This window comes from Acetomicrobium sp. S15 = DSM 107314, from assembly GCF_016125955.1.
GTDB classification, from domain to species: Bacteria; Synergistota; Synergistia; order Synergistales; family Thermosynergistaceae; genus Thermosynergistes; species Thermosynergistes pyruvativorans.
Genome location: NZ_JADEVE010000171.1, coordinates 33390 through 47054, shown reverse-complemented (window position 1 = coordinate 47054; position 13665 = coordinate 33390). Strand labels below are relative to the sequence as shown.

The window sequence follows — 13665 nt, the reverse complement described above, 5'->3', positions numbered from 1 at the left end:
TTTACGTCTGGCAAGTATCTGAATTGTACTTTCGCATCTTCATTCTCTCAAGTTTTTTACTCTCCGTCTATCCCGGTGCGGTTCAACATGCTGCTCAAAATACCATTCCTTTGGAAGGGCTATCCCTATAGATTGATGGCAGTAGTGTAGTGGCAAAATATCCGCTTTTAAAATGACGATCCCAGTTTTCATGCTGATTTAAACCAGGATAGGTGTCAAGGTCAGGAGATTTTATATGAGATATTGAATTGTCATTCATTATCTTGCTAAAATCAGGGGTGTTTTGGCGAATGATTCCGTGAAGGCTAAACATATTTATGTTATTTGTTCACATTTATGTGCTGGGGCTGTGGACATGGTTGCCCCTTTGTTGGATAATTCTCGCATCAAATCAGCGTATTTGGGAGAGAGGCTATGAGAAAACGAGTGTTGGTGGCTTTGGGAGGCAATGCCATTTTGCAAAAAGGTCAACGGGGTACGGCCGAAGAGCAGCTGTCGAACGTACGCCACACTGCCGTACAAGTGGCTTCCATGATCGAGGCCGGATACGACGTCGTGGTCACCCATGGCAATGGCCCGCAGGTGGGGGCGATAGTCATCCAGAATGAATTAGGGAGCTCTCAAGTGCCCGCCATGCCTCTGGATGTCTGCGGCGCCCAGAGTCAAGGGATGATAGGATACTTCCTGTGTCAGAGCCTGATAAACTCCTTGACCCATGCAGGTTTAGGGGACCGCCTACCTGTCTGCGTGGTGACCCAGGTCGAGGTCGATCCGAACGATCCGGCCTTTTTGAACCCCACAAAGCCCATAGGGCCGTTTTATACGGAGGGGGAGGCCCGCCGGCGCATGGCGGAGAGCGGCGAAAAGTGGATAGAGGATTCGGGCAGAGGGTGGAGACGCGTGGTGCCATCACCCGATCCGGTTCGTATAGTGGAATCGGTGGCCATACGAAACCTGGCAGACGCAGGCTTTATAGTCATAGCCTCTGGAGGCGGAGGTATTCCCGTGGTGAAGTTGGAGAGCGGAGAATATAGAGGAGTCGAGGCTGTAATCGATAAAGACCTGGCTGGAGAGAAACTGGCCCAAGAGGTCTGCGCCCATATCCTCCTGATCCTGACCGACGTGCCGAAGGTGGCGATCAATTTTCGTACCCCGCAGGAGAAGTGGTTGGGCTCCGTAACCGTCGATGAGCTCGAGCGGTATAAGATCGAAGGGCACTTCAGGGCCGGGAGCATGGGCCCGAAGGTCGAGGCTGCGCTGCGCTTCGTGAAAGACGGTGGCGAGCGCGCGATAATAGCCAGCCTGGACAATGCCCTTGAGGCGCTTTACGGCCAGGCTGGCACCCAAGTTTTACCGTGAGGTGACTTTAGCGAATAGAATTGAGGAAGCGATTGAGCCGCTTCATTCCCTCTTCGATTTCCTCCATCGAGTTCGCATAGGATAGACGGACGTAACCTGGGGCCAAAAATGCGCTCCCGGGGACCAGTGCGAGGTATTCGTCTCCCAACAGAACCTGACAGAAGGCGACGTCGTCCGACATCTCTTTGCCGTCTTTCCGCTTGCCGAGGCATTCTTTTATATCCACAAATACGTAGAAGGCCCCTTTCGGCTCGGTCACCTTTATGTGCGGCATGGAGTTTAGCATCTCGAGCATCCTCTTCCGCCGCGAGGCGAAGGCTGAAACCATCTTTTTCACGTCCTCTTCGGCGCCTTTAATGGCGCCGAGCGCTGCCCATTGGGCGATAGACGTGGGATTGGAGGTGAGGTGCCCCTGGAACTCCCCCATCTTAGCGATGACGTCTTTGGGCCCAAGGGCATATCCTATGCGCCACCCGGTCATCGCATAAGCCTTGCTGACGCCGTTTATTATTATCGTCCTGTCCAGCGTTTCGGGAGCGACCTGCGCTATGTTGGAGTGGCCGGTTCCGTCATACGTCAGCCGCTCGTAGATTTCGTCGTATATGATCCAGAGCCCCCTGTCCGTTGCTATCTTTGCGATTTCCTTAAGCAGATCTACGCTGTAAACGGCTCCTGTCGGGTTATTGGGAGTGTTTATCATCATCCCTACAGTGCGGTCGCTTATTGCGGCGCGGATCTCTTTGGGGTCGGGAAGAAAGCCGGAGTGGCTTGTGTCCACCACCACTTCCTTTCCGTCGCACAGCCTTATCTGCTCCACGTAGCTGACCCATGCCGGGGCAAATACCAAGACCTCGTCGCCGGGATCCACGAGGCAGCCCAGAGCTTCGTAGATGAGGGGCTTCGCCCCTGCGCCGATGAGCACCTGTTGGGGCGAGTAGTTGAGGCCGAAACGCCTGGCGTAGTAATCGGCCACGGCTTCCTTCAGCTCCGGAATGCCAGTGGCCGGAGTGTAGTGGGTTTCTCCCCTGTCTATGGCCTCTTTGGCGCTCGTCATGGCCGAAGGGGGAGAGGCGAAGTCGGGCTCTCCGGATCCAAATGAGATGATCGGCTTGCCCTCTCGCGCGAGCGCTTTCGCCTTTGCCGAGACTTCGAGCGTCGCTGAGGGCTGCATGCGCTTGGCCCTCGCAGAAAAGTTAAATTTCATCTCTGAACTCACCTCTTGGGGCTAAGATTTTTTAATAGATAAATCTATTATAGCTTATCATATCGTGAGGGCAGGTCAAAAAATTAGACTATGGAACTTGGGCGGCCGAACTGATCGAGAGAGGCTTGGCTTACCTGGATAAGTAAGCAGGTAAGGTATAACGCGAAGCCATCGGTATTCCCTCGTATGTGGCATAAGGGAGGCCAAAGACTAACGACGAGACTGCTGAAATTACGGATAAAGCTTGACAAGTTCCCGTATTGCTTCCAATGCAGTAGCGCTGAATTATGCTCTTATTGTGGTCGCATTGAAAGATCTGGCCTTATGGGCTAAAATTGTTAAATCGAATTATGACGGAATGGGGGGATGAGGCGTGGATATCAGATTCGTAGCGCGCAACGTAGAAGTGCCAGAAGCTATAGAGAAACAGATGAGAGAGAAGCTGCTCAAGCTTGAAAAGTTCTACGATCGGATCCTCGACGCTCAGGTGAGAGTCACATATACTCGCGGCATGCACGTAGTTGAGATAACCCTCGACGCCAACGGCGCAATCTTGCGCGGTGAGGAATATGCCCCCGATCTCAGGACTGCTTTTGAAGGCGCAATAAAGATAATAGAACGCCGCATCAAGAAACACAAATCATACATCAAGGATAGAGCGCACTTTAAAACTCACGATGTCGTCGGCGCGCTCAAGGATCTCAAACCGGTGACGGCGAGCGAGGAAGAAAAGCCAGAAGGGATCGTGCGCGTCAAGAGGATCTCCCTTCAGCCTATGACCCCTCAAGAGGCTGCAATGCAGATGGAGCTGTTAGGGCACGATTTCTTTCTCTTCGAGGATGCGGATTCGGGGAACGTCAACGTAATCTACAGAAGGAAAGAGGGGGGTTATGGCCTCATCGAGCCCCAATGACGGTATGAATCACTTGAGTTTGACTAAACGCTGAAGAGAGGGGGCCAAAAGGCCCCCTTAATGGTGGGATGGAAGATGCACGAGATGTCGCTTGTAGAGGCCCTGATGGACACGCTGCTCGAGATGCAGCGCCGTCAAGGGTGGAGTAAGGTCAGCCGCGTAACGCTCAAGGTGGGGAAGCTGCGGCAGGTCGTGCCCGAGGTCATGGTCTTTTGCTTTGAGGCGGCTTCGAAAGGGACCCCTGTCGAAGGGGCGTCGCTCGAAATTGAGGAGGTCCCTCTGGCCAGCCGGTGTACTCGTTGCGGCGAAGAGTGGAGCGATTCGGAGAGTTTGGGGTTGTGCCCCTTTTGCGGCTCTGCGGATGTAGAGCTGATTCAGGGAATGGAGCTCCTATTGGAGTCGGTGGAGGTGGAACTGGACGGTGCCGAGATTGGTCGAAATTAGAAAATCCGTGATGGAGGCTGACGAAGAGATAGCTCGTCGTCTGCGAAATATGTTGGACAGGCGCGGGGTTTTAATGCTCAATCTGATCGGTTCCCCTGGCTCTGGCAAGACGACGCTACTCGAGCGTTCGCTCATTGACCCACCTTTTCGCTCCGCGGTGATAGAGGGCGATGTGGAGACCACCCGCGACCTGGACCGCATAAAAGCCACAGGTGTCCCCGTAGTGCAGATCAATACACACGGGGGGTGTCATTTGGAAGCTAACCTCATTGAGAGAGCACTCGAGAGGCTTCCCGAAGATGTGGATGTGATATTCATCGAGAACGTGGGCAACTTGGTATGTCCGGCGGAGTTTTACTTGGGCGAGGATCACAAGGTCGCCATTTGCAGCGTCGCCGAAGGAGGGGACAAGCCGCTCAAATACCCGAACCTGTTTCATCAAGCCAGCGCCGTCGTGCTGACCAAGGTCGATCTGAAGCCCTACGTCCCATTCGATGAGGTGACATTTTGGGGTGACGTGGACAAGCTGAATCCCAAGGCTGCGCGCCTCGAGGTATCGGCCATCAAGGGAGAGGGGATTTCGAAGTGGATCGACCTTGTGGGGGGGTGGCTATGCGCCAAGAGGGAGAGGGGCAGTTGACGCCGGAGAGGCTGCTCGAGGGGTTGAACCCGCAGCAGAGGGAGGCCGTAACCTATACGGAGGGTCCCCTCCTCGTGCTCGCGGGGGCAGGAAGTGGCAAGACGAGGGTCTTGGCGCACAAGGTCGCCTATCTAGTTGCCGCTAAAAAAGTGTTGCCGCACCAAATTCTCGCCGTTACCTTCACAAATAAGGCTGCCAAAGAAATGAATTTGCGGATATCTCGCCTCTTGGGTCAAGACTTGAAGGGGATGCAGGTGTGCACGTTTCATTCCTACGGCCTGCATTTCCTGTATCGAAATGCCAAGAGGTTATCCAGGCTCGGCCTCTCGTCATCTTTTGTCGTCTTCGACAGGGCTGATTGCAAAAACCTGGTCAAGCGCATCGTGAACGAGCAGAATCTTGACCCGGAGCGCTTCGAGGCCGGGCGGGTTTTGGAGTTGATATCCCACGGCAAAGTCAATTCCGACCCAAAGACCATGCGCCCAGCGGACTTGGAGGGGCAGAATCTTCTGTTGTATGAGATCTATCAAAAGAGACTTCGCGAGCAGGATGCCGTCGATTTCGACGACCTTCTACTCATCCCTTTGCACATCCTGTCCACGGATGAGGAGGCTTTGGAATCGGAGCGAGCCAGGATCCGCTACTGTTTAGTGGATGAATACCAAGACGTGAACCGCCCTCAATATCTGCTGTTGAAAAGGTTGGTCGGTCCTTCCGGAAAGATCGCGGTAGTCGGCGATCCCGACCAGTCGATCTATCAATGGCGAGGTGCCGACGTGTCCATGATCTTGAACTTCGAGCATGACTTTCCCAAGGCCAAAGTGGTGATATTGAGTCAGAACTATCGCTCGACCGAGATGATACTCGGCGCGGCGAACGCCGTCATCCGCCATAACCGCAACAGGAAGCCCAAAGACCTGTGGACTACGAGGAGCGGTGGCGAAAGCGTCCGCATCCTCTTCGCCGGAGACGATGAAGAAGAGGCGTCTTTCGTGGCCAACGAGATAAAAAAACTCAGGCAGCGCGGCTATCCTTACAGGGAGATGGCCGTCTTGTACCGGGTTAACGCGCTTAGCCGCACCTACGAAAAGGCCTTTTTGGAGCGGGGTATCCCCTACAGGATTGTGAGGGGCGTCTCGTTCTACGAGCGCAGGGAGGTCAAAGATATTTTGGCCTATATGCGCTTGGCTCTGAATCCATTTGACGAAGCCTCCCTTTACCGCATAGGTAATGTGCCGGTTCGAGGCCTCGGCAGCAAAGGGCTTGAGGTTTTGGCCGATTGGTTGAGCTTGCATCGGGACCTTGAACCAAGGTCGCTTTGGGAGGAACTCGCCGAAAGCGGCGCCGACCTAAAGGGAAAAGCCGAAAGCGGCGCTAAAACCTTGGCTCTTCACATGAGAGAGATTTTGGAGCGCTCGAACAACGTGGGCGCAGTCATCGATTACGTGCTCGACTCGGTGGGGTATGCCGAGTATTTGAGAGGACACGATCCCAAGGACTGGGAGGAGCGGCTCGAAAACGTGAGGGAGCTCCTCTCCGTAGCCGGCAGCTCGGGGGGATTGGCGGAGATGCTGGCCGAGGTTGCGCTCTTCACTGACATGGATCTCCCAGACGAGGGCGAGGATAGGGTCAACCTTTTGACCCTGCATGCCGCGAAGGGGCTTGAGTTCCCCGTCGTCTTCCTGGTAGGGCTCGAAGAAGGGCTCTGTCCCCACGAGAGGTCAATCGAAGAGGCGAGCGATGTCGAAGAAGAGAGGCGCCTCTGTTACGTAGGCATGACCAGGGCTAAGGAGATGTTGTATCTCAGCTGTGCTAACAGCCGCCTGCTCTTCGGCATGAGAGGGCATCGCGAACCGTCTCGCTTCCTCGATGAAATCCCGGATGAATATAAGGTCTTGGACGACCGCAGGGAGGAGGAGGGCTATGTTGGTTATAGGCCTCACCGGAGACGTTGGGGGTGGTAAAAGCAGCGTGGCGCTCCTCTGGGAGAAGGAAGGGGCTCACATAGTCGATGCCGATAAGATCGTGCGCGAGCTATGGCGGGAGCCAGAGATTATAGAAGCGGCCGTCACCAGGTGGGGAAGCGTCATCCTCGATTCCGATGGCTCAGTGCGCCCTCAGGTCATCGCGCGTTTGGCCTTCTCGGATGTGCGTGAATACAGATGGCTTTGCGATCTCATCCATCCCAAGGTGATGAGGCGCATGGAAAGGGCCGTATTCGCTTCCAATAGATGGGTCGTGGCCGAGATCCCGCTCCTTTTTGAGGTGGGTGTGCCGTGGTGGGTCGATTTTGTCGTCTATGTCACCGCTCCCCCTGATGAGCGCCTGGCGCGCCTCTCCTCCGCGAGGGGATGGGGCGAGGAGGAGTTGAGAGGCCGTGAGGCTTATCTTTTGCCTCGCGAGGAGAAGATCCGCTCCTCCCATTGGGTGATAGAAAACGACGGGACGCCGGAGGAGTTGCGAGCCAAAGCGGCCGAGCTCGCCGAGATGTTCTCTTTTTTCTCCGAGCCGATAGAGGTGACCGTGAGTTGCGGCAGCGAAGAGGAGGCCAGACGTCTATCCAAAGCGGTTATCGATAGGCGAAAGGCTGCCTGCGTGCACGTTTATCCCATAGAGAGCCTCTACTGGTGGAAGGGCAACGTAGAGGAGGACCATGAGTGGGAGGTTTCGTTTAAGACCGTCCTTCCACTTTATCCGGATTTGGTAGGGATTATATCCAAAGAGCACAGCTACGAGGTGCCCGTCATAAATATGGCATCCGTAGTCAAGGCTAACAGGGATGCTTTGCTCTGGTTATGGGAGGAGCTATCAGGTGAACCTGATAACCACGCACATCGGAGCTGACTTCGACTCCCTTGCCAGCATGGTTGCCGCATCAAAAATTTATGGTGGCTCTCAGCTCGCCTTCTCGGGTTCAGCTGCCAGAAATGTGCGGGAGTTTTTGAGGAAATTCGGCGGTCGTTGGAACGTTTTGACGCCGAGCAAGGTGGACGCCTCTTCTGTCACGTTGCTCGTGGTCGTAGATGCGTCTTCCCCTTCTCGCATAGGCCCCTTCGCGTCGCTCGTAGGAGCTCCAGGCGTCGCCGTCCACATTTATGATCATCACCCGCCCGATCAAGTTGAGATGAACGCGAGCCTTGCCGTGATAGAGCCGGTGGGAGCCACCACGACGATCCTGGTGGAAAAGCTCTTGGAAGCGCACGTGCCGATATCGCCTCAGGAGGCGACGCTATTTGCTATGGGAATATACGAAGACACGGGCGCGCTCACCTTTGGGGCTACATGCAAGCGAGATTTTGCGGCCATCGCTGCCCTGTGGGAGCTGGGCGCCGATATGACTCAGATCCCAACCTATGTAGAGTTGGACCTGAGCCCCGAGGAGAGGGCCTTTCTGGACAAGCTCATAGGAAACGCCAGGGAACATTTTATAGGCGGCGCCAAGGTAGTGATCTCCCTCCTTTCAGCTGATGGCTACATGGATGGGCTTTCGCTCTTCGTCCATCGCCTGCGCGATTATTTTGGGGCAGACGTAGCGCTGGCTATCGTCACTATGGAGAAGCGCACCTACGTAATAGTTCGAAGTAGAGAAAGCGTCTTGAACGCCGCGTCGTTTTTGGCGCCGTTGGGCGGAGGAGGGCATCCTCAAGCCGCTGCTGTCGCCCTTCCTCGTCAAGATCCGGAAGAGCTGTTGGCCGACCTCGAGAAAAAGCTTAGGAACGCCATAACACCCCAAGTTCGCGTGCGCGACGCCATGACCAGTCCCGTGATGGCCGTATCGCCGAAACTTTCTATAGATGAGGCCTATCGGCTCATGATGCGCTATGGCCATGCCGCCCTTCCCCTGGTGGAGGGTGGAAAACTCGTCGGTATTATAACGAGAAAAGATCTGGACAAGGCTCACATGCACGGCCTTGGATCGGCCCCGGTGAGCGAGTTTATGAGCGAAGGGGTGATCTCGATCTCCTCCAAAGCCTCCATACACGAAGCCCATCAGCTCATGGTCGTTCACAACATAGGGCGCTTACCGGTGGTGGACGACGGCAAGCTCGTGGGAATTTTGACGCGCACCGACTTATTACGCGCCCTTTACCCGTCGTCGATACCTCCAGAAGAACGCCAGATGGGGCTTTCGCTTCCTTGGACGGAGGGGGTCTCAGAGCTCATGGCCCAGAGGCTTCCGGCGTGGGTGCAACAACTATTGCGAAGGCTCGGAGAGCGAGCCGAGGATATGGGCATGCAGGCTTATATCGTGGGGGGCTTTGTCAGGGACCTGCTCTTAGACCGCCAGAATCTCGATCTGGATGTGGTGATAGAGGGGGATGCCGTCTCCTACGCCGAGTCCTGGAGGAGGGACGGCTGTGACGTGGCCATTCATCAGCGCTTCAGAACCGGGACTATAACATTCCCGGGCGGGCGAAAGGTCGACGTAGCCACGGCACGCCGGGAGTTCTACGAATATCCGGTGGCTCAGCCTACGGTATTGAGCGATTCGCTGAAGCACGATCTCTATCGTAGAGATTTCACGGTCAATGCTATGGCCATATGCATAAACCCGTCGATGTGGGGCACACTCATAGATTACTTCGGCGGCCGTCGCGACCTGCAGAAGAAATTGCTCAAAGTGTTACACAATGTGAGTTTTGTGGAGGATCCGAGCCGCGTCCTTAGAGGCATAAGGTTAAAATGGCGCTTAGGCTTCTCTATGGAAGAAAATACGTTGCGGCTTGCAAAGAACTGCATAAAAGGAGGACTTTTGGCGCTCCTCTCCGGTACGAGGGTGCGCGGAGAGCTTGAGATCATCTTCCGCGAGGAAAATCCCTACCCGGTATATAAAGAACTCGCTGACCTCGGCGCCTGGGAGGTGCTCTTTCAGGGGATCAAGATAGACAAGAGCACGGATAGAAATATACGGCGCCTCGCCTTTCTCGCAAAGCGGCTGGGGAGCGAGCTGTCGGAGGAGGAGAAGGAATCTCTATGGCTCGCTTACCTTTCGTCCCTCCTCATTTCGTCGTCCGACGAGGTGCAGTGGCGAGCGCTGGATAAGTTGCACTTGGCGCCGAGCGAGAGGACAGCGGTTAGGCGCGCCTTAGATGATTTGGGCACGGCTGAACAAGAGTTAGGCGGCAGGGGTTTCAAAGAGCCCGCGCATATCTATAATTTCCTCAAGGGCGTGCCGGTGTCTGCCGCTTTCTTTTGGGCCGCAGCCACGGATCGCCCCAGGGTCAGAAGGCGCATCTTGCTCTTTTTTACCCGCCTTCGTAAGATCCGGCCCATGTTGACCGGGAGGGACATTTTGGAGATGGGTTACGGAGAAGGTCCCATCGTGGGCGAAATCTTAAAGGAGTTGCTAACGGCCCGCCTCAATGGGATTGTGGAAACGCGTGAAGAAGAGATCGAGTGGGTACGGCGCTCCTTCCCGTTAAAAGAAAGGACGTGATGATGATGTATGGTATGCCCAATTGGGCTGACCTCGTTTTGAGCATACCGGCCGTGTTGTGGGCCATCACTTTTCATGAATATTGCCATGGCTATGTGGCGTATAGGTTGGGGGATCCCACGCCCGAGGCCAGCGGCCGACTGACGCTGAACCCCTTAGCTCACCTCGATATATTCGGGACCTTGATGCTTCTCCTCTTTCGCTTCGGTTGGGCTAAGCCTGTGCCTATAGACCCTCGACACTTCAAGCGCCCGGGGAGGGATATAATCCTGGTCTCTCTCGCAGGTGCCGCAGGGAACATTTTGACGGCTGTCGTCTGCGGCTTAGCTGTGCGCTTATTTCCGACGTTGTTTTGGGCGAACCTCGCTTTGGCGCGCTTCATAGTGATTATGATGCTTATGAACCTCGGATTGGCCGTCTTTAACCTATTGCCCGTGCCCCCGCTCGATGGTTCGAGGATTCTCATGGTGTTGCTTCCTCCGCGGGCTCTTCGGTACTACTTCTGGCTCGAGCGCTACGGTTTCGTCATACTGATGCTCCTCATCTTTATGGGTGTAGTTCAGTCCATAATCGGCCCTGTAATTTCGGCTATAATGATGTTGATCCTATAGAGGAAGTGAGAGTTCATGCGCCTTTTACTCACAAATGATGACGGCGTCTTCGCCACCGGCATCGCAATACTCGCCAGGAAGCTCGCAGAGGTGGGTCATCGCGTAGTTGTGGTGGCGCCCGACAGAGAGAGGAGCAGCATCGGCCATGCCGTAACGCTGACGCGCCCCTTGCGGCTCATTCGCGTCGAGAGCGGGCCTTATCCCCCAGGGCTTGAGGTCTATGCCTGCGATGGAACGCCTTCGGACTGCGTCGTCTTGGGGTTGGAGGAGATATCTCCCGATGCGGAGCTCATACTTTCCGGCATCAACGGCGGCCCAAATTTAGGTGATGACGTGACCTATTCTGGGACCGTGTCGGCCGCCATGGAAGGTATCCTTATGAAAAAGACATCTGTCGCTGTTTCCCTCGATTGCCACATCGACGATGAGGAAAAGAGATACGAGACCGCCGCCCTCGTCGTCGTGAGGATGCTCGCATGGATGAAGGTCAACCCTGTCTCCGAAGGTGTGCTGCTGAACGTGAACGTGCCCAATCTCCCCTTCGCCCAGTTAAAAGGGATAAAGGCCACGCGCAAGGGGCAACGGGTCTACGCCGGCAAGGTGAACAAACTGCGCGATCCCAACGGCCGCACGTATTATTGGATAGCAGGAAAGCCAGAGGACGACCTCGTAGAGGGGACGGATGTCTGGGCTGTATCTCATGGCTACGTCTCTGTGACGCCGCTTCATATGGACATGACGCACTACCCATCTCTCGAAAGGTTCGAAGCCAGCGGAATAGAGAATGCCTTGGGAGAAGAGGCGCAGTGAGCTTTAGAGAAATTCCCCATACGGCCGACGTAGGGATCGAGGTTGAAGCCGAAAACCTGGACGAGCTCTTCAAAGAAGCGGCGCTTGCTTTATATAGCGTCATGTTTAGCGATAAGCCCTCGGGCGACGGCGAGGATTGCGCATTGTCGCTTGAGGGAACCGATGGGCTTGATCTGGCCATAGTGTGGCTGAACGAGCTTATTTACATCTATGATGCCAAAGGGAAGACCTTTCTTCCTTCCGTCGTGAGCGTCGACGAAGGGACATGGAGGCTGGAGTCTCAAGGAAAGCTGATTCCTCCCCCGAAGCGCAAGAGGGATGTAAAAGCTGCGACCTTCGGCGGAGCGCACTTCACCTGCCTTCCGCGTCCTTACTTTAGAGTATTTCTCGATGTGTGAGCCTCACTCATAGGGGATATCTCAAATCGCACGCGCCCAGCCATATCGTTATAGAAGAGATAAAAGCCTCCCCTGGGCAGCGGATGGCTTTCGATGTAATCTATGACCTCCTCGTGAACCCAGCAGGTCAGATCGTCACTCCCCTCTACAGGACAAGCTTCGTAACTTTCCTGCGATTCGGGTTTTCCCAAGAGGCCCACCGGGCCCCTGTAGGCATTTCATCACCCGGCTATGACGGTCGCCATCTCCAGGCGGAAGTCGCCGCCGTGGGAGCGTACGTAGTCGGTCCAATAGTTTGAAATGACGCGAACTTTGCGTGACATCGAGCATCACCTCGCACATAATAGAATACACGATCGAGTATCGTTCGGATGGAGGTGGAGGAAATGGGTATCGAGTTGCGCCCATTCGGAGAGATGAGGTGGATATTGCCCAAAGGAAGCCGCGAAGGGATGAACGTCCCCGGCCTCGTATACGGTGATGACTACATTTTGAAGCACTTAGAGGAGGAAAATGTGTTAGCTCAAGTGGCCAATGTCGCTTGCCTACCTGGCATTCAGCGATATAGTTACGCCATGCCGGACATACATTGGGGATACGGCTTTCCCATAGGGGGAGTCGCCGCCTTCTCCATGGACGAAGGGGTCGTCTCTCCAGGAGGAGTGGGTTACGACATATCCTGCGGCGTCCGCCTTATGCTTGCGGATATCGATGCAGAGGAGATCGCCTCGAAGCTTGAGCTCTTGGCGGCCGCCTTGTTCAAAGCTGTTCCTTCCGGCGTGGGTTCTTCCGGCGCACTACACCTTAAGGAAAAAGACCTGAAGGACGTGCTGGCCCAAGGCGCTCGATGGACTGTAAAGCGCGGTTACGGCGTGGAGGCTGACTTGGGGCACATAGAGGAGGGCGGAGGGTTCGCTTCTGCGAGGTCCGATGCCGTTTCAAACAAGGCGCTGGAGAGGGGGTTTCGCCAGCTCGGCACGCTGGGTTCGGGCAACCACTTCCTCGAGATCCAATGCGTGGACGAAATCTACGACCCTCGAGTGGCAGCCGTTTTCGGCATGAGGGCGAATCAGGTGGCCATCATGATCCACTGCGGAAGCCGTGGCTTAGGGCATCAGGTGTGCACCGATTATATAGAGGTGATGAACAGGGCGATGAGGAAGTATGGCGTCTCGGTGCCCGACAGGCAATTGTGCTGTGCTCCGCTCACCTCTCAAGAGGCGCAGGCGTACGTCGGCGCCATGCAGGCTGCGGCCAATTTCGCCATGGCTAACAGGCAGGTCATAGCTCATTTCGTGAGGAACGCCTTTGAGAGGTTTTTCCCGGGATGTGAGCTCAGGCTACTTTACGACGTGAGCCACAACATGGCCCACATCGAGGAGCACGCCGTAGATGGAAAGGTCCAAAAGCTTTGTGTCCACAGAAAAGGTGCCACGCGCGCTTTGCCGGCAGGTCATCCCAAGGTTCCTCACGTGTATCGCGAGGTGGGCCAGCCCGTCATCATACCGGGCAGCATGGGCACGGCGAGCTATCTCCTGGTGGGCACCCAGCTCGCGGCCGAGGAGTGCTTTTCTTCGACCTGCCACGGGGCAGGGCGCGTAATGAGCAGGCACGCTGCGAGGAAGGCCACAGACGGCGCCTCGGTGGTAAAAAGCCTTGCCAGGCAGGGTGTGGTCGTAATGGCTGAGGACATGAAGACCGTAGAGGAAGAGGCTCCCGAGGCGTACAAAGACGTCTCAAGGGTGGTCGATGTGGTAGAGCGCGCCAACATCAGCCGAAAGGTTGCCCGCCTCCGGCCTCTGGCTGTAGTTAAAGGTTGAACCTCGGGGTTGGGTCTTTGCTTTTTGTG

13 protein-coding genes are annotated in these 13665 nt (G+C 55.5%); 11 read left to right on the top strand and 2 right to left on the bottom strand.

Annotated features, from left to right (window positions below):
• Positions 1-414: 414 nt before the first annotated feature.
• On the top strand, positions 415-1359 hold the full coding sequence (gene arcC / locus EZM41_RS04160) for a carbamate kinase (RefSeq protein ID WP_198469807.1): 945 nt from the start codon (positions 415-417) through the stop codon (positions 1357-1359).
• 7 nt (positions 1360-1366) lie between these two features.
• Here arcC and EZM41_RS04155 read toward each other — a convergent pair whose 3' ends face one another.
• Complete coding sequence (locus EZM41_RS04155; protein WP_198469805.1) at positions 1367-2563, bottom strand: pyridoxal phosphate-dependent aminotransferase; 1197 nt, start codon at positions 2561-2563, stop codon at positions 1367-1369.
• 373 nt (positions 2564-2936) lie between these two features.
• Between EZM41_RS04155 and hpf the strand changes: the two genes are divergently transcribed.
• The 9 genes from hpf to EZM41_RS04110 are packed head-to-tail and all read left to right on the top strand — an operon-like array spanning position 2937 to position 11816.
• Positions 2937-3476, top strand: coding sequence for a ribosome hibernation-promoting factor, HPF/YfiA family (gene hpf / locus EZM41_RS04150; protein ID WP_198469803.1), 540 nt, complete (start codon positions 2937-2939; stop codon positions 3474-3476).
• Positions 3477-3536: 60 nt separating this feature from the next.
• Entirely contained in the window at positions 3537-3920 is a 384-nt protein-coding gene (hypA, locus tag EZM41_RS04145) for a hydrogenase maturation nickel metallochaperone HypA (protein ID WP_232619047.1), read from the top strand.
• On the top strand, positions 3898-4560 hold the full coding sequence (gene hypB / locus EZM41_RS04140; protein WP_198469801.1) for a hydrogenase nickel incorporation protein HypB: 663 nt from the start codon (positions 3898-3900) through the stop codon (positions 4558-4560). The genes hypA and hypB overlap by 23 nt, the downstream gene beginning before the upstream one ends.
• Complete coding sequence (locus EZM41_RS04135; RefSeq protein ID WP_198469799.1) at positions 4533-6524, top strand: ATP-dependent helicase; 1992 nt, start codon at positions 4533-4535, stop codon at positions 6522-6524. The genes hypB and EZM41_RS04135 overlap by 28 nt, the downstream gene beginning before the upstream one ends.
• Positions 6484-7404, top strand: coding sequence for a dephospho-CoA kinase (gene coaE / locus EZM41_RS04130; RefSeq protein WP_198469797.1), 921 nt, complete (start codon positions 6484-6486; stop codon positions 7402-7404). The genes EZM41_RS04135 and coaE overlap by 41 nt, the downstream gene beginning before the upstream one ends.
• Positions 7373-9997 (top strand): CBS domain-containing protein, encoded by a 2625-nt coding sequence (locus EZM41_RS04125; protein ID WP_198469795.1) that lies wholly within the window; start codon positions 7373-7375, stop codon positions 9995-9997. Before coaE ends, EZM41_RS04125 begins: the two co-directional genes overlap by 32 nt.
• A gap of 5 nt (positions 9998-10002) precedes the next feature.
• Positions 10003-10608: a site-2 protease family protein gene (locus tag EZM41_RS04120; protein WP_198469815.1), complete on the top strand. Its 606-nt coding sequence runs from the start codon at positions 10003-10005 to the stop codon at positions 10606-10608.
• Positions 10609-10623: 15 nt separating this feature from the next.
• The gene (surE, locus tag EZM41_RS04115; RefSeq protein ID WP_198469786.1) at positions 10624-11418 is read left to right on the top strand and encodes a 5'/3'-nucleotidase SurE; all 795 of its coding nucleotides are present in this window, start codon (positions 10624-10626) and stop codon (positions 11416-11418) included.
• Complete coding sequence (locus EZM41_RS04110) at positions 11415-11816, top strand: archease (protein ID WP_198469785.1); 402 nt, start codon at positions 11415-11417, stop codon at positions 11814-11816. The genes surE and EZM41_RS04110 overlap by 4 nt, the downstream gene beginning before the upstream one ends.
• On the opposite strand, the gene EZM41_RS04105 is transcribed toward EZM41_RS04110, so the two are convergent.
• Positions 11789-12007: a trimethylamine--corrinoid methyltransferase gene (locus tag EZM41_RS04105; protein WP_198469783.1), complete on the bottom strand. Its 219-nt coding sequence runs from the start codon at positions 12005-12007 to the stop codon at positions 11789-11791. The two genes, EZM41_RS04110 and EZM41_RS04105, sit on opposite strands and share 28 nt — an antisense overlap.
• A 195-nt stretch (positions 12008-12202) precedes the next feature.
• Between EZM41_RS04105 and EZM41_RS04100 the strand changes: the two genes are divergently transcribed.
• Positions 12203-13636 (top strand): RtcB family protein, encoded by a 1434-nt coding sequence (locus EZM41_RS04100; RefSeq protein ID WP_232619046.1) that lies wholly within the window; start codon positions 12203-12205, stop codon positions 13634-13636.
• Positions 13637-13665: the final 29 nt, after the last annotated feature.